19 protein-coding genes are annotated in these 21,656 nt (G+C 49.3%); 8 read left to right on the top strand and 11 right to left on the bottom strand.

The genetic code is table 11. The annotated features are described in order from the left end of the window. Nucleotide 1 precedes the first annotated feature (1 nt). Nucleotides 2-952 carry an ABC transporter permease gene (locus tag QQK89_RS07830; protein WP_284237966.1) on the bottom strand — a complete coding sequence of 317 codons (951 nt, stop codon included), beginning with the start codon at nt 950-952 and terminating at the stop codon, nt 2-4. Nucleotides 953-1,103: 151 nt separating this feature from the next. Then, nucleotides 1,104-2,717 carry an ABC transporter substrate-binding protein gene (locus QQK89_RS07835; RefSeq protein WP_284237967.1) on the bottom strand — a complete coding sequence of 538 codons (1,614 nt, stop codon included), beginning with the start codon at nt 2,715-2,717 and terminating at the stop codon, nt 1,104-1,106. A 287-nt stretch (nt 2,718-3,004) separates the two neighbouring features. Here QQK89_RS07835 and QQK89_RS07840 point away from each other — a divergent pair, with 287 nt between their 5' ends. Beyond that, nucleotides 3,005-3,883, top strand: a complete 879-nt coding sequence (locus QQK89_RS07840; RefSeq protein ID WP_284237968.1) for a hypothetical protein — start codon at nt 3,005-3,007, stop codon at nt 3,881-3,883. A gap of 89 nt (nt 3,884-3,972) precedes the next feature. Here QQK89_RS07840 and QQK89_RS07845 read toward each other — a convergent pair whose 3' ends face one another. Next, nucleotides 3,973-5,484: a response regulator gene (locus QQK89_RS07845; protein WP_284237969.1), complete on the bottom strand. Its 1,512-nt coding sequence runs from the start codon at nt 5,482-5,484 to the stop codon at nt 3,973-3,975. Next, the gene (locus tag QQK89_RS07850) at nt 5,481-7,244 is read right to left on the bottom strand and encodes a sensor histidine kinase (RefSeq protein WP_284237970.1); all 1,764 of its coding nucleotides are present in this window, start codon (nt 7,242-7,244) and stop codon (nt 5,481-5,483) included. The genes QQK89_RS07845 and QQK89_RS07850 overlap by 4 nt, the downstream gene beginning before the upstream one ends. A 122-nt stretch (nt 7,245-7,366) precedes the next feature. Between QQK89_RS07850 and QQK89_RS07855 the strand changes: the two genes are divergently transcribed. From QQK89_RS07855 to QQK89_RS07865, 3 genes are read left to right on the top strand one after another with little or no spacing between them, the layout of a single operon-like run. Continuing rightward, a complete protein-coding gene (locus QQK89_RS07855; RefSeq protein ID WP_284237971.1) occupies nt 7,367-8,275 on the top strand; it encodes an ABC transporter permease in 909 nt (302 codons plus the stop codon). Nucleotides 8,276-8,284: 9 nt separating this feature from the next. Further along, nucleotides 8,285-9,157, top strand: a complete 873-nt coding sequence (locus tag QQK89_RS07860) for a carbohydrate ABC transporter permease (RefSeq protein ID WP_284237972.1) — start codon at nt 8,285-8,287, stop codon at nt 9,155-9,157. A 31-nt stretch (nt 9,158-9,188) separates the two neighbouring features. After that, entirely contained in the window at nt 9,189-10,874 is a 1,686-nt protein-coding gene (locus QQK89_RS07865; RefSeq protein ID WP_284237973.1) for an extracellular solute-binding protein, read from the top strand. Nucleotides 10,875-10,973: 99 nt separating this feature from the next. Here QQK89_RS07865 and QQK89_RS07870 read toward each other — a convergent pair whose 3' ends face one another. From QQK89_RS07870 to QQK89_RS07880, 3 genes are all read right to left on the bottom strand, one after another. Continuing rightward, nucleotides 10,974-11,405, bottom strand: coding sequence for a DoxX family protein (locus tag QQK89_RS07870; RefSeq protein WP_284237974.1), 432 nt, complete (start codon nt 11,403-11,405; stop codon nt 10,974-10,976). A gap of 261 nt (nt 11,406-11,666) precedes the next feature. Next, a complete protein-coding gene (locus QQK89_RS07875; RefSeq protein ID WP_284237975.1) occupies nt 11,667-12,305 on the bottom strand; it encodes an HD domain-containing protein in 639 nt (212 codons plus the stop codon). Between the two features lie 39 nt (nt 12,306-12,344). Next, nucleotides 12,345-12,995: an FMN-dependent NADH-azoreductase gene (locus QQK89_RS07880; protein WP_284237976.1), complete on the bottom strand. Its 651-nt coding sequence runs from the start codon at nt 12,993-12,995 to the stop codon at nt 12,345-12,347. A 190-nt stretch (nt 12,996-13,185) separates the two neighbouring features. Between QQK89_RS07880 and QQK89_RS07885 the strand changes: the two genes are divergently transcribed. Further along, nucleotides 13,186-13,692, top strand: a complete 507-nt coding sequence (locus QQK89_RS07885; RefSeq protein WP_284238218.1) for an Rrf2 family transcriptional regulator — start codon at nt 13,186-13,188, stop codon at nt 13,690-13,692. Nucleotides 13,693-13,762: 70 nt separating this feature from the next. Here QQK89_RS07885 and QQK89_RS07890 read toward each other — a convergent pair whose 3' ends face one another. The 4 genes from QQK89_RS07890 to QQK89_RS07905 form a co-directional block, all read right to left on the bottom strand. Then, entirely contained in the window at nt 13,763-14,299 is a 537-nt protein-coding gene (locus tag QQK89_RS07890; RefSeq protein WP_284237977.1) for a DinB family protein, read from the bottom strand. A 66-nt stretch (nt 14,300-14,365) separates the two neighbouring features. Next, nucleotides 14,366-15,313 (bottom strand): helix-turn-helix transcriptional regulator, encoded by a 948-nt coding sequence (locus QQK89_RS07895; RefSeq protein WP_284237978.1) that lies wholly within the window; start codon nt 15,311-15,313, stop codon nt 14,366-14,368. Between the two features lie 28 nt (nt 15,314-15,341). Continuing rightward, nucleotides 15,342-16,079 (bottom strand): response regulator transcription factor, encoded by a 738-nt coding sequence (locus QQK89_RS07900; protein ID WP_284237979.1) that lies wholly within the window; start codon nt 16,077-16,079, stop codon nt 15,342-15,344. 12 nt (nt 16,080-16,091) lie between these two features. After that, nucleotides 16,092-17,843, bottom strand: a complete 1,752-nt coding sequence (locus QQK89_RS07905) for a cache domain-containing sensor histidine kinase (protein WP_284237980.1) — start codon at nt 17,841-17,843, stop codon at nt 16,092-16,094. A gap of 224 nt (nt 17,844-18,067) precedes the next feature. Here QQK89_RS07905 and QQK89_RS07910 point away from each other — a divergent pair, with 224 nt between their 5' ends. The 3 genes from QQK89_RS07910 to QQK89_RS07920 are packed head-to-tail and all read left to right on the top strand — an operon-like array spanning nt 18,068 to nt 21,623. Then, the gene (locus QQK89_RS07910) at nt 18,068-19,024 is read left to right on the top strand and encodes an ABC transporter permease (RefSeq protein WP_284237981.1); all 957 of its coding nucleotides are present in this window, start codon (nt 18,068-18,070) and stop codon (nt 19,022-19,024) included. A gap of 9 nt (nt 19,025-19,033) precedes the next feature. Then, a complete protein-coding gene (locus QQK89_RS07915; protein ID WP_284237982.1) occupies nt 19,034-19,924 on the top strand; it encodes a carbohydrate ABC transporter permease in 891 nt (296 codons plus the stop codon). Nucleotides 19,925-19,964: 40 nt separating this feature from the next. Further along, a complete protein-coding gene (locus tag QQK89_RS07920; protein WP_284237983.1) occupies nt 19,965-21,623 on the top strand; it encodes an extracellular solute-binding protein in 1,659 nt (552 codons plus the stop codon). Nucleotides 21,624-21,656 lie beyond the last annotated feature (33 nt).

The raw sequence follows: 21,656 nt of genomic DNA on the forward strand, positions 1-21,656 counted from the left end.
CTCACCTCGTTGATTTGATTCTCGGATCGGCGAATCCGTATAAGATATCCGCAAGCAAGTTGCCAAGGATCAGGAACAAGGCGGAGAACAGCGTAATGCCCATAATAACGGGATAATCCATCCCTTTAACGGCCGTCATGCCAAGCGACCCGATGCCGGGCCAGGAAAAGACGGTTTCGGTTACAATCGCGCCGGTAACCAGATCCGCCATCGACATGCCAAGCAGCGTAATGACCGGCAACAAGACATGCTTCATCACGTGCCGGAACAGTACTTGTCTGCGCGAAGCGCCAAAAGCGTATTGAATCTGAACGTAATCTTCCTTGAGCTGACCGATTGTGCTGGAACGGATGTACCGCACATAGACGGACAAGAAGCCAAAGGCAAGAACAACGCACGGCAAGATTCCATGCTTGATCACATCCCAAGCGGAATGGACGCCTATCGTCCGCATGCCCATGATCGGAAGCCAGTGCAGCTTAATCGCAAATAAATATATAAGTAGAATAGCCATGTAAAACAAAGGTACGGAAATGCCGACGTAGGAGATCATGTTAATGACCTTGTCCTGCCAGCGGTTGCGGTTCGCACCGGCGGTTAGGCCAAGCGGAATAGCAATGAGAACGGCGAGTGCGATGGCGCTCGCCATCAGCCCGGCTGTTGCAGGCAAACGGTCAAGGATTTGATCCAAAACCGGCTGATGATTCACAAGCGAATAGCCCAGGTTGCCTTGGAACAGCTCCTTAAGCCATATGAAATATTGAATATAGGCCGGCTTGTCCAGCCCAAGGTTGTGACGAATGCGTTCAATGTCTTCGGGATGCATATTCGGCGTCACGAAGGAGAGAACAGGGTCTCCGGGAGCCAGCTTAACCAAGGCAAAGCAGGCGATCGAGACGAAGAACAAGAGCGGAATCGTCTGCAGTAAACGTCTAGCGATGAGTTGTCTCATGCGATTGTCTCCTATGCTTATTACGGCAAAAAATAACTGGTAACCCCCAATGTCATGAAGTTAGCCTCAGCCTCATGTAATGACATTGGGTTAACCCCAGCTATTTTTTGCCTGTATCCATATTTAGTTCATGATCTCGATAAAGGTTTTCTTACTTCATGTAAAGCTTGGATGGATCTTCGAAGATTACGACTGGTTTCAGAACTGCCTCATCCAGGCCGCCGTAACGCTTGTCGATCGCTACGATTGTTTTTGTGTAGCCGACTGGGTAGATAACCGCGTCGTCCGCGATCAGTTTTTGCAGTTGGCCGTAAGCTTCGCCGCGTTTTGTTGCATCCGCTTCGCCAGCGCCTTGTTCGAACAGCTTGTCTACTTCAGGGTTGGAGTAGCGAGCATAGTTGGAGTTCGAACCGGTTGTGTACAGAATCCGGTAAGCATCCGGGTCGTAACCCATGATGTAACCTGCATAGGACAATTCATAATCCGTAGACTTCAGGTCAACAAACTTTTGGCCGTACGCCGATGCGTCCATGCTTTGCAGTTCAACGGTAATGCCAACAGCTTTCAGCTTTTGCTGAATGTACAGGGAAGCCGCTTCTTGCGTCTTGTTGCCGCTCGATACGATAAAGCGGAGCTTCAGGTTGCTTTCGCCAGCGGAAGCAAGCAATTCTTTTGCTTTTGCCACATCGTTATCGTAAGAAGTAACGTCATTGGTGTGGAACAGACCATCCGGTGTAACGAACGATTTCGCCTGATCGGCATAGTCGCTGGAGCCGTATACCGTTTGGATCAGCTCATCGCGGTTCAGGGCGTAAGAGATCGCTTGACGAACTTCTTTTTTCTTCAGAGCGCCTGTGTCGCTGTCTTCATTGAAGAGCAGGTAAGCCAGACGGCCTTCGGAGTATGCTTGGATATCGAAGTTGCCAGTGCTCTCAATGGTAGATACATCTTGCGGAGTCAAGTATTTCACATTGATTTCGCCGTTTTGCAGAGCCAGGTTTGCTGAGTTCTCATCTTTTGCTACACGGTATGTGATCGAATCCAGATGAGGCTTGCCGCCGAAGTAGTTATCGAAACGCTCAAGCGTTACGTACTCGCCTGTTTTGTACTCTTTGAATTTGAATGCGCCGGAACCAACCGGAGTATTGTTTTTCGTGCTTTTCTCGATGTTCGCTTCGCCTTCGAAAATATGCTTAGGAATCGGAGTCAATTGCACGAGTGTTGCTTCAAACGCCGGGTTCACTTGCGGCAGTTGGAATTCAACCGTCGTGTCGTCAACCTTTACGGCTTTGATTGGTTTGCCGCCGATGATCAGGTTCTCGCGGAACATGCTGTTTTGCTTCTCGTCGAGAATCGTATCAAACGTGAAGACAACGTCGTCTGCCGTAAGGGGCTGTCCGTCATGCCAAGTCAGGCCGCTTTTCAGCTTCAGGGTATAAGTAAGGTTGTCAGCCGAAGGCTCAAGGCTGTCAGCCAGGTAGAATGTTTTTTTGCCGTTGTTCACTTGGAACAGCGGAGCGTAGAGAGCTTGGTCGATCGTCAGGCTGACGCGGTCGCCTGCATAGATCGGGTTAAGGATAACCGGATCCGATTGTACGCCTAGAATCAGGTTGCCGCCGTCCTTCGCTTGATCGGCTGCCGCCGTGTTCGAAGGGGATGCTGCCGAATTGTTGCCTGCGTTATTGCCGTTGTTGTTACCGCTGCAAGCACTAATCACTACTGCTAAAATAATGAGGGTAAGTAAAGCGGGAATGCTTTTGCGCATGATGCCATCCTCCAGTTTTTTCTGTGCTGATTTCTGATACTAGTAATAGTACATCGGATTACTCGGAATTACAATCTTTTTCTCATATTTCTCTCATTATGCTCCAAAATCATAGAGTTGTCGATGCAAGGAGAAGCCATTAATGGCGTGATATGACAAGGTTTCCCTGATATTAGGTGATGTTATTCATAAAACTAATGTAACCTTTCCGGATGTGGTCTCGTTTATAAGTATGGCAATGCTTACGGAGTAATTGCTGCGTTACTCTTTCCAGGAGGTGTACCACAATGAAAAACAAGAACATCACGACGAAATGGACGGTTCTGCTGAGCAGTACGGTGCTTGCGGCTTGCCTTTTGTCGGCCTGCAACAATGATTCGAATTCGAATGTGAACTCGTCGCCAAGTCCAACGGTATCGGCATCGCCAAGTCCGTCGGCATCTGCTTCGCCTGAGGCGGAGAGCAAACAAGGCAAAGGTGTATTTGTCGGCTTGGCCGACTCTCATACGGTTGAAATCACGGTAGATGGCGAAGCGGCTGCTTACCAGTTGGGCGAAGGAATGGACACGGCCGTGGCTGACTTGAAGGAAGGCGACAATGTAAGTTTCGACTACACGGAGGAAGCGGTAGAGGGTGACGAGGCAGCGAAAGTGCTGACGATCACGAAGATCGAGAAGTCGGCTGGCGGAGATGCCCCGGCTACGGAGCTTCCGGCAACGAAGGACTTCAAGTTCCAGCTGGAGGGCAATGAGGAGACTCGTACCGGTACGCTGGCCAAAGGCGACGGTTACGCGCTCTACATCTTCGAGCAGTTCAAATTCGACGCGTCGGCAGGCAAGCTGATCATGAACGTCGACAACAATTATTACGTAGAGATTAGCAAGCTGCCGGAAGGCTTCAAGCTGGATGACGTGAAAGCCGACGCGGAAAAAGAACTCGCAACCGTAGGCGACGTGCAGACGATTGATCCGAAGGATTCGAATTCCATGCTAGGCGACTTCGACCTTATGCTCAAAGCTTCGAGCAATAAGCTAACGAAGGAAGTTATCGTGAAGACGGTAGGCGGCGCAAGCTTCCTCTTCACCGTTAATCAGCCGGTCGGCGAACCAACGGAAGGATTCTCGCCGCTGGCCTCAGCGTCAATGGGTTCAATTGTAGCCCAATAAGGGTAATAGAAAATGAACAGCCTCCGGGGAGCACGCAGCACCTCGGGGGCTGTTTTTTGTGGTGGAGCTTATTCGCCGAGGCAGCACAGCTAATGCTGTTGCCGGAATTCGCTCGGCGAGACTTGGAAATGCTTCTTGAACACGCTGGAGAAATAGGTGGAGTCGTCGAAGCCGACGGTCTGGCAGATCTCCGAGATTTTCAGATCGGTATTGCGCAGTAATACCTGTGCTTTTTGCAGCTTGAGTTTGGTCACAAAGCCGGTGAATGTCTCGCCGGTCTCCTTCTTGAACAATGTGCTCAAGTAGCTGGGGTTCAAATGGATATGTTCGGCTACTTGCTTGATCGTCAGCTCGCTGTCCAAATAATGCTCTTCGATATAGTCGATCGCTTGTTGGATGCTGTTCACGTACGGGTTCGCTTGCTGCTTCCACCGGTCCATCCGGTTCTCGAAATCCTGATACGCTGCCTTGAACCAACTCTTCAGCTCTGGACTGCTCGTAAGCGGATCGACCGCTTGCAACGGCGGCTCCGCCGGCTTGCCCTGCTGGGCGAACAAGCCTAGCACCTCCGAGATTTGATGGAGCGCAAGGGCATGGTTGATCACGAGTATTTTGCCGTCTGTCAGTTGAAGAGAGGCGGCTTGTCCGCCAACCTTCTCGAAGTAGTCGTGCAGAGCAGGAAGATCGCCGGAAATAATAAGCGACATGATTTCGTTTTTGACCGCTTCGACAGTATGGGGTTTCCCTGTGTGGTCTACCGTCAGTGGCATCAATTTGGCTGGAAGAACGCGTTGTTCATCATAATCGGCATAGGCGGATACAAGCTGGTCAATGTCGGTGCTTGAGCCAAGCAGCGTACTGTCGATCGTGATGCCCAAATATTCGCTTACCGCAAGCTCCGCATGATCTCTCCAGCAGGTGGTCGCAAGACCGGACGATACCGACAGGATGAACTGGTCTTCCTTCAGAATGAGCAGCTTGGCTCCGGCATCTTCAGCAAGCGCCAGCTCTTGAAGGATGTTATAGATACCGTATTGCAGCACATAAAGATCGTCTGCCCCGTAGTTTTTGCCCTCCGGACAATAATCCGTGATGGTAATGAGCCATAGCTGGCTGTCTTCAAACAAACGCAGGAAATGCGATGTTAACTCCTGATTCATCTGCACTCTCAGCAATATAGAACGTAGAAGATGCTCCCTTACGGTCTGCTGATCCCGGCGTTTCGCTTGCAGCTTCTTGGAGGCAATGCCCAGAATACGCGTAATATCCTCGTCGGAGCATGGCTTGAGCAAGAAATCCATAGCCCCGTAACGGATGGCCGATTGCGCATATTGGAAGTCCTGGAAGCCGGTAATGATAATAAACAGCGTATCGAGTCCATGCGAGTGTATGCGCTCCGCAAGCTCAATGCCGTTCATGACGGGCATATGGATGTCCATCAGGATAAGATCGGGCTTCAGCGCAAGAGCTTTCTCCCAGCCCTCAAGTCCGGTCTCGGCCTCTCCGATAACAGTCCAGTTCGCCATATTCTCGCGAATAAAAAACTTTAACCCTTCGCGGAAATTCGGCTGATCCTCGACGATTAAGACAGTTCCTTTCATATGAAGCCCTCCTTGCTGATCGGTAAAATAAAGCTGACGGTCGTTCCGGCATCGGCTTCGCTCACAAACTGAAGGCCATAAGGAGCGCCATATACGAGCTGAATTCTCCGCTCCACGTTATGGATGCCCAGATGATTGCCGTGGGGATCGCGTTCGCCGGCCTCTAATTGGCGCAGCCTCTCGGGCTTAATGCCTTTTCCGTTATCCGTCACATCCACTCTCAAATGCTCCTGCTCCTGATATACATGGATCCGCAGCAGCTTTTTGTCCGCGGTAGTTTTATCGGCGAACGCATGAACGAAGACGTTCTCCACCGCCGGCTGCAGCAGCAGCCTCTGCATGTCTATGCCAAGCAAATGCTCATCCGTCTGCATATCCAGTTCCAGATCGGGATGGAACAGCGCCATCTGAATATTGATGTAGCTCCGTAGCTGCTCCAGTTCCTCCCGGAGCGTACTTGGCTGCTCGATCGGCTTCAAGGAATATTGGAGGATTTTGGAGAGCGACTGGATGACGCCGGCCGTATCCTTCGCGTTCTGGAGATACAGCTTCCAGTAGATTTCGTTCAATATATTATAGAGAAAATGCGGATTAAGCTGCGCTTGGATCGCCCTCAGCTCTGCTTCCTTCTCCCGCAGCTGCTTGAGCAATACCTCGTCAATCAGCGTCTGAATATGATCCGCCATATCGTTAAACGACTCCCCAAGGAAGGCCAGCTCGTCCTTCGAGCGGACTTCAACGCGGGCGTTCATCTGCCCGGACCTTAGCCGCCGCATCCCGGATACGAGATTGCCAAGCGGGCGAAGAAGCCTTGTGCTTGTGAGCGTCAACAGCAGACCGGTCAGCAGAATGCTGGACAGACCGGAGATCGCGATCGTCTTCAAGATGTCTGCGTTGCGTTTGTCGAGCGCATTCAGGCCAAGTCCGCTAATCAGCTTAAACACGCCGGAATCGGAGATGTTTTTGACAAACAAATAGTTGCCCTGATCGGTTGCCTGAATGACGGAGGTTTGTTCATTCTCTTCATGCTGGAGCGGAATGACATCGGGCTCGTAATCGAGATCATCTTCGTTCTTCTCGCTGAATAGAAGACGGTCCTTGTTGTCCAGCAAATAAATGATGTTGTTATCCTCGCCGATATCGTCGATGACCTCCGAGAAGAACCCTTCGTCCAGCACCAGCACCAGCGTGCCGTACGTTTCCTGATAGGTGCTCTTCATCTGGCGCGCGGCAATGACCATATTCCGGTAACCGCTTGGATCGGCCGTGCTCTTCAGCTTCATCCGGAACCAGGTTAATGCCCCGTTGGTCCCTTCAAGCTCTTCATTAATGCGGCTGCGCGTAGACTGATCCAGCATCGATACGGCGCCGAAGTTGGCGTTGTAATAACTTTCTCCCCGCAAGTTGTAGATAAACATCGCCCGGACATGGGGAGCATCGAGCTTGACCTGCGAGACCATGTCGTACATGAGCTGCAGCTGCTCGACTCTATCTTCATTCGTTAACGATTTGGTCAAGATCGACACGACGGTCGGATGGAACACGATCGTCTGCGAGCTTCGCTCTACCTCGTGAATATTCTGATTGATCCGCTGAAGCGCCTGCTTGTTATTTTGCAGAAATTGGCTTCGGATTTCCTCGCGAAACATCTTCTGATTCGACCGGTACACGATAATTCCCGTTATGGAGGAGGTCAGAATAACGATAAGAGACAAGCTGAGAATAAGCTTCACGACGAGACTTTTGGTGTGAAATGGCATGGCAGCCTCCTTGCAAGATCTAATTTAAGCTAAAGTTCCTCCAATTAAAGTTAAAGAAAGTACCCGTTGTAACCGGATACAATCAGATACAGGCAGAGGTTAATCAGAAGGGAGGGAATAGCTTGAAATCAGCATCTAAGAAAGCTCTGTTCAAGAAAAACGTGCCTCTTATGGTGATGTTTGCTCCGGCACTTGCATATTACTTGATTTTTAGATACTTGCCAATAGGCGGCTTGGTTATCGCATTTGAGAACTACAACTTCTTCGATGGCGTATTCCACAGCCCTTGGGTAGGCTTCAAAAACTTCGAAATGCTGTTCAGCAATGATAAAACGATTACGATTATTTGGAACACGTTATGGCTCAGCGTACTCAATCTGGTTGTTGGCTTCCCGGTACCGATCATCTTGGCGCTTATGATTAATAGCGTTAGACGTTCATGGTATAAAAAATTCGTTCAGACGGTTGTTTACTTGCCGCATTTCTTCTCTTGGGTAATTGTAGGCGGCATGGTTATCACGATGTTCTCGATGGAATCGAGCTTCCTGAACCATTGGATCACCGACAAATTCGGCGAACCTTATCCGTTCCTGTACAAAACCGGTTCCTGGGTAACGATCTTCGTTGGATCGGGCGTCTGGAAGGAGATGGGCTTCAGTACCATCATTTATCTGGCTGCTCTTACGTCGATCTCGCCGGCACTGTATGAAGCGGCCGCCCTCGACGGGGCAACGAAATGGAAACAAACCTGGCATGTTACGCTGCCCGGCATCCGAGGCACAATCATCCTTGTATTGATTCTCTCCATGGGACGAGTTCTAGAGGTTGGTTTCGATCAAATCTACAACTTGCGCAATGCGATGGTATCGGATATTTCCGAGGTTATTAGTACTTACATTTACACGCTTGGTATTCAAGGCGGACAGTTCAGCATCACGACTGCGCTTGGTCTGTTCGAATCGGTAGTGGCCTTTATTCTTATACTGACCGCGAATCTGATCGCCAAGAAGTTCAACAACAATCTGTTCTGAGGTGACGACATGAGAGAATCTAACGGAGATAAAATAACAAGAATAGTGATTTCGGTTCTCCTGCTGCTCATTTCGATCTCGTGTCTGGCGCCCGTTATTAACATTCTGTCCATTTCCTTCAGCGGCAAGCAAGCCGTTGAGACGGGCAAGGTGCTACTCTGGCCGGTAGATTTCTCGACGCAAAGTTATCATACTTTGTTCGAAGGAACGCGGGTGCTGGCATCCCTTTGGAACGGGGTTGTTATGACAGTAGGCGGCGTCATTATCTCGATGGTGTTTACGATTTGCGCGGCTTATCCGCTGTCGAAGGGTTACTTCTACGGCAGAAGAACGTTTACGCTTATGCTGCTGTTCACGATGGTGTTCACCGGCGGACTTATTCCTACTTACCTAGTTGTCAAAAGCCTAGGCCTCATCGACTCGTATTGGTCGATTTGGATGCCTGGCGCAGTCAGCACGTATAATATGCTCATTATGCGTTCTTATTTCGAAGGCATTGAGCCGGAGATTGAGGAAGCCGCGAGAATCGATGGGTGCAAGGAGATGTCCTTGCTCTTTAGAATCATCCTTCCTTTATCGATGCCGGTTATTGCGACGCTGATTCTTTTCTACGGCGTAGGATATTGGAATAATTTCATGAACGTACTGATTTATATCAACTCCACCGAAAAATATACAATCACCGTATTAATTCAGCAGATGATTTCAAGCCAGTCGTTGCTTACCGAGACGCTCGCCAACGATACGTCAGCGCTTGATATCGTACCTGAAGGTATTCAGTCGGCCGGTATTATCGTATTGATCTTGCCGATGGTTCTGATCTATCCGTTCTTACAGAAGTATTTTGTCAAAGGTGTCATGCTTGGGTCTGTGAAAGGGTAACTTTACATTAGATCGATGGGGGAATAGATATATGCTGAAGATGACGAGAAGAAATGCTTTGATTGCAGGTGCTTCGTTGACGCTACTAGGGGTACTGGCAGCATGCGGGAATAATGATAATGCGGGTAACAACGCGCAATCCGGGGACAGCAGCGGCGGCAAAAAGCCGACGATTAGCGCAACGGTCTACGACCGCGGAACAATTGCGGCTTCCGAAGGCACGATGGAGAAAAACCGCTGGACGAAATGGATTAACGAGAACGGCCCGGATAACGTCAAGTTCACGGCGATTCCGCGGACAGAGTCGAAACAGAAGCTGAATACGCTATTTGCTTCCGGCAGCGCGCCGGACCTGATCTTCGAATTCGACCCGAACATCAAGAACCCGCTGTATGATCAGAAGCAGCTGATGCCGCTTGACGATATGATCAATCAGTACAGCACAACCTATAAGAAGCTGCTCGAAGACAATCCGATTCTGAAGCAGGTATCCACGAAATCGGACGGCAAAATCTATGAATTCGGCAAGCTGAACGAAGCGATTCCGCAGTTCATTATCGTGATTCGCCAAGACTGGCTGGACAAGCTGCACTTAACGATGCCAAAAACGACGGAAGAGATGTATCAGGTGGCCAAAGCGTTCACCGAGCAAGATCCGGACGGCAACGGCAAGAAAGATACGTACGGCCTGAATATGGGCCCGGGCCTTGGGGATATTTTCGGCGGCATCAACTTGAGCAATTCCTATACGGATGAGAACGGCAAGTTGGTCCGCACTTGGGACAACTTCGAGGAATACATCGATTTCGCCAAACGTCTCTATGACGGAGGCATGATCGATAAAGACTACATTACCGACAATAACGGAGCCAAAGCGAATCAGGATTTCCTGAACGGCAAGACGGGCATGTTCCTTGTTCAGTCGAACTACAGCTTCTGGAACAAACTGTGGATTTCGGATTATAAAACGCTGCAAACGAATTCGCCTGGCGCTAAGCTGGAAATTATGCCATATCCGAAATCTCCGCGCGGCCAGTTCATTAACTGGATTAACAATCCGGTTCAGCTGACGGCTGTCGTGAACCGCAACGCGAAAAATCCGGAAGCCGTTATGAAATACGTTGACTTCCTGTCCGAGCCAACTACCGGCAGAACGCTGACGAATGGTATTGAGGGCGTGCATTGGGAAGCTGGTCCAACCAGCTGTCCGAACCCGATCGATCAAGAGAAGAACAAGACGGAACTCGGTTACCTGGGTCAAGACTACAACATGATCTTCTCGGTTGTTAGCGGCGGCAAATGTTCGTTCACGGCTAGCAGCTTCAACCCGGATAAGCCGGACGAGAAGTTCGCGAAAGACAAGTTCAAGGAAAACATGGACATCTTCTACAACATGATCGATCAAGGCGCGAAGTTCCCTGGCCTGACTCACCTTGAGCATCTGCCATCCGTTCCGCAAGATCTGTTGGTAGACTTCCAAAATGCCAATACTGAAATTAACAACCTGATTACGAAAGCGATCGTAAGCGGTTCGAAAATTACACCGGACAGCGCAGTTGCCGATGCACAGAAGCTCTGGGCGAAGTTTAACGGCGCTAAGCTGGACGCATTCTACCAAGAATGGTACACGGCGAACAAAGACACGGCGCTTATGCCGGACGATATCTTCCAAATCGTGAAGGATCAGAAGGCGACGCAGGACGAAATCCTGAAATAGGAATTTTGCAATAGGTAAGTGGAAAATGACAGCCCCCGGGGAGCATAACGCTCTCCGGGGGCTGTTTTGTTTAGGTATTTCAAGCTTCTTGAAGAGTCCCTACAGCTTGCGGCTCTCCGGACGCAGTGCCCACGATGCAACGTTAAGCGCTGCGTAGAAGAGCGGGAGGATGACGTTAAACCCGCCACTGCCATAGTCCTGATCAAGCAGGTGAGACGCGGCGGCACCGGTCATCAAGAAGAAGATTCCGGCATGCGTCCATTCCTTGAGCCGCGGGAATCGGGGCGTAAGAATGGCGATGACGCCAAGCAGCTTCCAAACCCCTAGAATCTGCATGATGTACAAGGGATAGCCTAGGTTTGCAACGAGATCAACGTTGCCGCCAAGTTTCATCAACTGCCCGAGACCGCTTAACGTAAGGGCTCCTGCGAGCAGTGCCGTGACGGACCAATAAGCGATTGTTTTTCCTTGAACCTTCGTTGTTGCTTTTCCGGCAGGTACCGTTGTTACCGTGCTAATTGATTTACTCATGTGTATTTCCTCCTCGAATTTGGGTTTTGTGCTATGCAAGCTGCGACTTTGTGAGCGGATTGGCTATTCATTTATTGGACACCATTTAGTGTCCTTTTGTGATTTTAGTATATGACACCTTTTGGTGTCCTGTCAATATGATTTTGAACAAAATTTGTAAAATGGGGGAGTTCTGACGAAATCGTACGTTACAAAAAAAGACGAGGGCTGCAAAGAAAACTTTGCAATCCTCGTCCTTTATCTAAATGGAAGACGTATCTACTACTCATTCCAAGGGGAATGAAGAACGCTATGACAGAAGTTGGGTCTCTTGAATCCCGGGAGCAGCATCTCGCAAACGTCGGCGTTAATGGTGCCGAATGTTGTTTCCGGTTTGTGCTTGAAGCCATCCAAGAAGGCATGCAGGATCCCATGCTTGAAATTGTCGCGAGGGAAATGTTTGACCACTAGCTCCCGAGCTTCCGCTGAGATGAGATCAAAGTTCTTCCCTACAACATCGAATCCAACGCCAAAATTCATAAGCGCGACTTCGGCTTCCTTATATTCGACGATTCCGATTGTGGAATGCAGGGCTACGGCATCCCATGCCAGCCGAATAAACTCCTCCGAAACGCCGCGGCTGCTAAGAAAATCCCGGACAGCGTTAGCCCCGTCAACCTCAAAACGTTTGTCGTCGCTTCGGAATTTGGGGGTAAGTCCAATATCATGAAAGAGCGAACTGATATAGAGCAATTCGGGATCATATTTGATTTGATTCAGGTTGCCCTTCATAGCCGCAAACAGAAATACCCGATTCGAGTGGTTCCACAGTAAATCATCGCCATGCTCCCGCAACAGCTCGGCTGCCTCGACGGCCAGCTTGCTATCGGGAATCTTTATATCCGCAATAAAAGTCGACATGGACTAATCCCCTCTCTTCCCATTCATTCGCTTCAAATGTTAGACCGTTACTGCTTTATTTGCTAAACGCGCTGCGGCTTCGTGCGCTTCTTTGAACGCTTTGTCCAGCACTTCCGTAGTGTCCAGCACGTTGGTGCCTTGCGCGCGGATAATCTGATAATCCTCGATGCCGAGGAAGGTAAACATCGACTGAAGGTATTTGTGCGAATATTCGATTTCCGTATACCAGTCGTTATTTGTGTAGATGCCGCCGCTTCCTTGAATGACGAGCAAACTCCGGCCGTCGGTCAATAAGCCTACGCTGCCGTTGTCCGTATATTTAAAGGTTTCGCGAGGGATCAAGATGTTATCCATATAGTCTTTCAGCCGAGAAGGGATATTGAAGTTGTGAAGCGGCATGATAATGACATATTTCTTTGCGTTCTTGAACTGCCTCAAAATTTCATTCATTCTGCCGGTAATGCGTTTCTCTTCTTCGGTCAACTCTCCGCCGGCCGTTAACTTGTCCCAGGCACCCAGAACGGCGCTATTTAGTTCCGGGATTTCTTCGCTATAAAGATCGATCTGCTCGATCGATTCGCTTGGATTCATCTTGCGGTAATTCTCGATAAAATGATTGCCGACTTGAAGGCTGACAGAAGCAGGGGAGTCCACGGCAGGATGCGCATTGATAACAAGCAGCTTTTCCATTATTCCACTCCTATAATATCTCTATTATCTTATTGGCGACAATATTAATCGCCGATTAGATTTGACTATAATATACGGCCTCATGCCGGCGAAGTCAAATCCATTTTTATGGAAAACCGCAGGTTGACAAGGGGCTTGGTTATCATTAAATTTATAGTATTTGACCCATGCAAAAATGGGAGGAGTTATGATGCAGTATAGTGTCGGAGTCGAATATGCCTTGCATTGCCTGGTTTACTTAATTCCCAACGAATCCGCGATTGGTATCAAGGAGCTTGCTTTTTTTCAAGGCATTCCGGAAACCTATTTATCCAAAATCTTCACGAAACTTACGAAAGTGGGTATCATCTCGTCGGTGCCCGGCGTTAAAGGCGGATTCAAACTCGCGCGCGATCCGGGCGATATTTCCTTTTGGGATGTGGTCGAAGCCGTAGAGGGGAAGAAGCCGATTTTCCAGTGCCAGAACATCAAGGATAAGGGCTATCTCTATCGCGACCGTGATTGTTCGGACTGTGCAGACTCTTCCTGCACGATTAATTTAGTCATGCTCGAAGCCGAAGAGACGATGCGGAGTTATTTGCAAGGTAAAACATTGTCTTGGCTCGAGGAGGAGCTGGATCGGGTATTGCCTGCGCAGAGGCGCAAGGACACGAGGGCTTTCTTCGCGAAGGGCAATTCCACAAACGCCGGCGAGTAGAGGGATCTAACGATATAACAAATCAGGGTTGCCCTACTAGAAGGGCAACCCTGATTGTCATGCGTAATCATCAGATCTCCAAAAAATCTTTCAACCGTTCCAGCTGCAAGAAATGATGCCGGTAGTGCATCTCGATTAATAGAAACCACTCAACGGCATTTAAAGCGCCAAAGCTCGGATGGGGAACTGTATTTTCTAACGGCGCGCGGATTAATTCCGGTTCCGTACGTTTCATTCGTTCCCATACATCCCGAAGTCCCTCGATCAGCTGCTCCTTAGTGTCCGGTTGCTGAGGCGTATACTGGGGAGATGCCGGCACCCGGATTCGAATGGGCGGGAAGCTTCCAAGCTCAAAGGCAGCTTTGCCGTTCTCGGTTTTGACGCCTGTGCCTGCTAGTACCAAATCGCCTCCCGCGATACATTGATCCACGTTGCGCAGATGCATGTATTGGGCTGACCGGATCAAGTGGACAACCATTTGTCCAACGGACCATTCTTCCTCGCTTGGCTTAGCAAGCAATTGCTCCATGCGGAGTGGACCCAGTTCCTCCCTATACCGTTCAACCGCCGATTCAAACGCCTGCAAGGCTTCTATTGTGCTTCTCATCTTGCCAACACTCCTTCAATCTTTCGGATAATTCCACTATAAAAGAACGCTACTGACAACAGTGTGTCAGTAGCGTTTGAACATTTTTTCGGCTTCTTCTCTAACGCGCGAGCGTAGAGATTCCGGTTCCATGACCTCAACGTCTCCGCCCCAGCTAAGGATAAGAGAAAGAACTTCCTCCGGCGTACGAACGCGCAATTGTACCCAAAGACCGTCCTCGCGTTCCTCGGCCGATTCGATATAAAATTGTCCGGACTCGGCGATTTTATCGGCAATTTCGGGGTTGGCCCGCAACCATATATGCTCATTGCGGTCATCCTGCGGCCGGTAATGGTTCAGGTTGAACCCATCCGGCATCGCAAACGGCGTATCCAACGCTACAAGCTCCGCCATTCTCGATAACCGGAAATGGCGGATATCCTGGCGCAGGCCGCAATGTCCGATCAGCGTCCAATTGCCTTGGACAAAAGCCAATCCGTATGGCTCCACCTCGCGGACGCTTTCCCGGTTGCCGTCTGCTTCCGGCGTTTTTTTCTTATAGGAGAAGCTTATTTTGCGGCGCTCCAGAATGGCGCGCCTTACTAATCGGAGCCTCTCTTTCTCATGTAATCCGGTTCTTGGTTCACCGGCGCTAAGGAGACGCATCGTTTCCCGGACGCGTATGGACTCCTCGCGTACAGTTTCCGGCAGGACGGCTTCAATCTTGCTTTTCACGGCCTTCGCTACACTAGCGTAGTCGCCATCCAGCCGCTGCTCGATAAAGTCGGCGCCCATGAGCAGGGCCACTGCTTCCTCAGCCGAAAATCCGATTGGCGGAAGGAAATAGCCTTCCATCAAGGAGTAACCTTGACCCGGAGCCCCAAAGACGGGAATGCCCATTTCGCTCAAGGCTTGAATGTCCCGATAGATCGTTCGCACGCTCGTCTCGAATAGAGAGGCCAAATCTTCGGCTTTGACAACCTTGCTGCGCTGAAGTTCAAGCAAGATGGCGAGGTGCCGATCGGTTTTGTTCATATTCCGCTCACTCTCCCCGGCGTTGGAATCATTTCGATTTCATTAATCGGAATTCGTTAGGAGTAAGTCCCGTTGTGTTCTTGAACACGCGGAAGAAATACTTTTCGTCGGTGAAGCCTACTTTTTCGGCTACCTCGTAGATTTTCAAATGCTCGTTAACAAGCAGCTTCTTGGATTCTTCTACGCGGATCTTCTGCAGATAATGAATGAAGCTGACCCCGGTCGTCTTTTTGAATAAGCTGCTGAAATAGGCGGGACTCATGAAGACGAGGCTTGCGGCTTTGTTCAAGTCGATATCTTCGGCATAATGCTCCTCCAGGTAACGGGTGACAAAGCCGATATCATGCCCGAATTGGGAGTGGTTCACGGAAGGCTTGCGGTTCGTCTCGTCTTTGTCCAACTCTTGAATGATTTTGCTGATCGATTGGTACAGCTTGTCTTTCTTAACGGGCTTAAGCAAATAAGCGTTAACCCCATAGACGATCGCTTCCTGCGCATAACTGAACTCGTCGAAACCGCTTATGATAATGGTCCGGCAGGGGAGTCCCCATTCCCGAATCTGCTTCAATAATTTAAGGCCGTCAAGGAAAGGCATCATGATGTCCGTAATGATGATGTCCGGAACCAGCTGCCGGATTTTCTCCAGCGCTTCTTGCCCATTTGACGCTTCTTCGATAGAGGAAATGGGCAAGTCCATTTTCGATACGATTTTAATAATGCCTCGTCTAATAATGTCATCATCTTCGATGATTAATAAGCTATACACGAGATTGTCCTCCTATAGGGCAGGGAAGCGCACGGTTACAACCGTTCCCCATGCTCCGCTGTCGATTTCAAGCCCAAAGCTTTTGCCGTGATTGAATTGAATCCGCTGCTGTAAATTCAAGAGACCTACGCCGCCGTTCTCCGAAGCTTGAAGCGTGGACACTTCATCAACTTCTTCTTTCAGCCTTTGCCCAATGATCGACAGCCGTTCCGCATCCATCCCCGTACCGTTATCCGAAATTCGGCACAATAAAATCCCGTCGTTGTTCTCTATGGAAATCCCAATCCTAAGAATGCCGGTTTGATTGCGGAAGCCGTGTTTAATGGCGTTTTCTACAATCGGCTGGAAGATGAACGAAGGGACCTGCAGGCGATGGAGCGGTTCCGGAATATCGATATCCAACTGAATGCGTCCGTTGTGAAGCAAATTCTGAATATGCAAATAATCGTTCAAATGCTCGAGCTCTTTCCATACAAAGGTGTCCTTCTGGCTGTGCGTGATGCTGTATCGCATAATGCTCCCGAGGGCGGCGATCGCTTCGGACAACTCTTCTTCGTCGTTGTATTCGGCCATCATGCGCATCGTTTCGAGCGCGTTAAAGAGGAAGTGAGGGTTAATTTGAGCCTGAAGGGCATACAGCTTCGCTTCGCGTTGCGCAATTTCCGTCTTATATACGCGTTCAATCAATTCGTTAATTTTGAAAGCCATAATATTAATGTCATGGGCGACCATGTCAATCTCGTCTTCGCCATGAACGGGAATTTGAATGTTGAAGTCGCCTTTTTGGATTTTGCGGATATTGATCAGAATCTGCTTGATTCTCCGCATGAGAAAGATCGCCATCCAATAGGCGGAAATGGCAAGAATCGTAATGGAACAGGCAAGAATGATAAAAAAGACGTTCCGGGATTTGATCCAATGCATCATCATGACGCTTTTTGGCGTTAAGCTGACGAGAACGGCATCCGGCAACCGAATCGGCTTGCTCATTACGGAGTAGTCCGTTTCCTCAATCGTCATGTTGGAACTTCCGCTACCGGATGCGTTCAAGTCCATTTGCTTAGGGAATGGCTCGGTTGCCGTCCCTCCGTATAGCAGCTGCCCTTGATTATTCAAGACGACCAGCATGCCGGAACCCAAAGTTTCCTTCGTCTCAAAGCTCTCGAACAAATAGGATCCTTGCACCGTAAGCTCCAGATAACCTCCGCCATTGTTGTACCCGCTGTTGCTGAGCGGATAGTAGAGAAAGTATTGGCCCGAGGCATCATGCCGCCAATAAGCCTGTCCTTGCTCGGTACCGGTCTTCATGTCCTGGAACCAAGGCTCTTGCCGAAGAGAAGAGGCATGCGTGAAAAAATCGCTTTCCGGTACTTCATCATCAGCGACCAAGATGCGAAAGGACCCGATGTTGGAAGTTGTCGCTTCGATCCAGGAAGCCATCGGTTTGACCGTCTTGTTCATGACGGAGATCCAATCGACCGCATCGTAATAGGGCTGGGTCAGCACATCATTAAGCGTGGTGTTGACGGAGATCATATAGCCGATTCTTTCCGCTTCGTCGATTTTATTGGATATATCCGTCTCGGCATATAACAACTGTTGATTGTTCACATAATCGCGTTCTTTGCTGACATCCTGAATCAGATTCTGATAAATCCAGATGCTGCTCCCTACGATCGGAATAAGGATGAGCAACAGATAGGTGGAAAATATTTTGGATTTAAAACTCATTTTGCGCAGCAGGTTTATTCGTTTCTTCTTCATGTTCTGCTCCTTTAAAAATCAATAGGCTAATTATAGTACAGCACGGCAGGAGTAGTTAGTGCGGAATTTATTGGTACTTACGTAAGTTTAGCCGATTCATAAAAATCGTACACTAAACCGAAAGATCGGAAACTGAATTTAAATAGGCATGTTGGTATCATTAAACCTAGCAAAGGATCAAGCTCCGCCAGATCCAGCATACACAACATGATGGAGTGATAGGAATGAATAAACCTTTGATGGCGACCGACAGGAGGCCAGGCTCTGCAAGCTTGCGCGGAAAGCTCTCTAGTCCGCAGGTTATATTGCAGCTGATGGTGTTACCGGCTGTCCTCGCGATGGTTATCTTTAATTTCATGCCGATGTTCGGCATGTTGATTGCTTTCAAAGAAACGGATCTCACGGATGGGATATTCGGAGGCAAATGGGTTGGTTTTGCCCATTTCAAAGAGATTTTCGAAGATGACCGTTTCTGGATGGCGATGCACAATACGATCGGCATGAGTATCTTGAAGCTGGTCATTACGTTTGCCGCACCGATATTATTCGCTCTCATTATGAATGAGATTCGCTCAAACGCTTACAAGAAAGTGGTTCAGACGATTAGCACGCTGCCCCATTTCTTGTCTTATGTTATTGTGGCCACGCTTTGTCTGATCTTCCTCGATCCGCAAGGCATTGTGAATCACGTCTTAATGTCGCTGCATCTAACGAAGGAGCCTATTGAATTTATGGCGGAGGCCAAATGGTTCTGGGGACTCGGCAGCGCGTTGGATCTTTGGAAAGAGACCGGCTGGGGAGCGATTGTGTTCCTCGCGGCTATCACGGGCGTCAACGGAGAAGTTTACGAAGCGGCCCGAATGGACGGAGCAGGACGGCTTCGCTGCATTTGGCACATTAACCTACCGGCGATCCGCAGCACGATCATGGTTATGCTGATCTTGAACATCGGCAATCTGTTCTACGGCGGCTCCAACTTCGACCAAAGTTATTTGCTCGGCAACATGTTCAACACGGACCGTTCGTACACGCTAGGTTACTATACGCTGGATAACGGCCTCATTCAAATGCGGTATTCCTTCGCCGCTGCTGCCGATCTGATCATCTCTACCCTTTCGTTAACGCTGCTTTTGCTGACGAACTGGGTAGCCAAAAAAATCAATGGCAGCAATATCTTCTAGGAGGCATCTATGAACAACTCATTTCGAAAAAGCAGAGAAGATATTATCGTCGACACCCTTGTATGGGGGCTTTCGCTAATCGTTCTTGCAGCAACCTTTTATCCGCTCTATTTCGTACTCATTCAATCGTTGAATGATGGGGCGGATGCCGCGAAAGCGCCGATCTACTGGTTCCCGCGCGACTTCTCGCTCGAGAACTACCAGCTGGTGTTCAAACAGGACTTGCTCCTGACCGGTCTGAAAAACACTTTGCTCCGCACGATCGTGGGCACTACGGCAACCGTATTTGTCACTTCGATGGCTGCTTATGCGCTTCAGAGACCTAACCTTAAGCTGCGCAAAGTGTATGTATCGATGGGGGCTATCTCCATGTATTTCTCGGGTGGTCTAATCCCGCTGTACTTGGTGCTTAATAAATTGCACTTGCTGGATACCTTCTGGGTATACATCGTTCCTTATCTGTTTGGTTTCTTCAACTGTCTGTTATTCATGTCGTTCTTCCGGAATATCCCGGAGGCTCTTACCGAATCGGCGCTTATTGACGGGGCAAGCGAATTCAAGATTTATTGGAAAATCATTATCCCGTTGTCCATGCCGGTATTTGCTACCGTATCGCTGTTTGTTGCGGTATTCCATTGGAATGATTACTTTATTTCCTCGTTCTTTATTACGACCGAGAGCCTGCAGACGCTGCCCGTTATCTTAATCAGGCTGTTGTCGCTGTCGGAAGCCCAGCAAGAGATTCAGCGGTATATCGGTAACAACACCGGTTCAAGCGTAACGCTGGAATCGATGAGATACGCGACGTTGATTATCTCGATTGCGCCAATTACCATTCTTTATCCGTTCTTGCAGCGGTTTTTCGTGAAAGGCATGCTTGTAGGAGCGATTAAAGCTTAATAAACAGAGAACTTATACATCCAGGGAGGGTACATGTTTTATGAAAAAGTGGAAAAGCAGTATGGCTCTATTGGCAACTTGCGTAGTAAGCGCAACGGTATTTAGCGCATGCTCCAATTCAAATGATAACGCGGGCAACGAGGCGTCTTCGACGCCATCGGCTACTCCGACCGCAGCAGCTATTCCGGACGGCAAAAAAAGCTGGGAAGTGGACACTTCCCCGATTACGCTTGACGCGTATTTAAACTTCTCCTGGTTCGCCAACAACTGGACCGATTCAGCGGCAAAAGAGATTACGAAGGAAACGGGCGTATCCGTTAAGATTTCGAAGCCGGTTAACGACGATGACCAGAAGCTGAACCTGATGATTACGAGCGATAAGCTGCCGGATATTATTATGGCCGACAAGAACAGCCCGGCTTGGAATCTGATGGTAGAGAAAGGCATGTTGTATTCGCTGGACGAGCTGGCTGCCCAATATGCGCCGGAGCTTCTGCAGGACGCGCCGAAAGAAGCGTTCACCAACTATGTAGCGGACGACAAACATACGTACATGTACGTTGACTTCATCGAAGGCGAGCAATACCAAGAAGAAGTGAAGAAATACAATGCCCTGGTCGGCACGAATCAGCCGGAATGGTCGATCCGCCAAGATTACCTCGAAGAAATCGGCAACCCGGACATCAGCACGCCGGAAGCTTTTACAGCCGCTCTTGAGCAAATTAAAGCGAAGCACCCGGACAAAATGGGTTACTACGCCAATGTTGGAGATCTCGTGAACGACAAGGACTTCCAACTCGGAACAAACAACATGTTCGGCAACTATCGTTACAGCATCAACGGCGATAAGATCGAAGCCGGCTTCCGCAGCGACAAGTTCAAGCAAGAACTGCAGTTCATGAACAAGCTGAACACGCTTGATCTGCTTACGAAAGATACGTTTATCGATACGAAAGACATCTTCACTCAGAAAATCAACAGCGGCAAAACGATTTCCTACGCATGGGCAATCGGCGAAGGCACAAAGACGCCTTCCGACAACCCAAATACAAGCTACAAAGTGATGGCTCCGTTTGATTCGTATACGCAATACAGAACGGGCGGCGGCTGGAACGCGTTTGGTATTCCGAAGTCCAACAAACATCCGGAACGCACGATTCGTTTCCTCGCTTACATGGCTTCCAAGCAAGGCCATATGGTAGCGAAGTGGGGCGTAGAAGGCGACAAGTTCAGCGGCGATGTCGTAAACGGCCCGCATTACAGCATGGTAGACGGCAAACCGCTCTATCTGCCTGAATATTGGGAAGTGAAGCAAAAGGACTGGTCCGGCGTATCCTCCAAGAACGGTCTTGGCGAGTATTGGTTCGCAACAAACGCGGCTTGGTGGAATGAACCGGAATGGAACAACACGGACCCTGCGTTTATCGAATACAACAAGATGTTCGGCGACAAAGTGAAATACGTGCCGGAGCTTGAGAACCTCGATCCGATGCCAAACAGCAAAGAAGGCATTATCCTGAAGCGCGTATCCGACTTGTACTCGCAATATGGCGTTAAGATGATTTTTGCCAAATCGGAAGAAGAGAGCATGAGCATTTACGAAGAATTCCTGAAAAAAGCAGATTCCTTGGGACTCCCGCAGGTTGAAGCTTATTGGACGGCGAACTATCAAAAGAATGCGGAGCGGATGGGCAAATAACCCGTCGTTAGGCAATGAGATAAAGGAAGGTGT

The organism is Paenibacillus glycanilyticus (genome assembly GCF_030161375.1).
In the GTDB taxonomy this organism is placed as follows: domain Bacteria; phylum Bacillota; class Bacilli; order Paenibacillales; family Paenibacillaceae; genus Pristimantibacillus; species Pristimantibacillus glycanilyticus_B.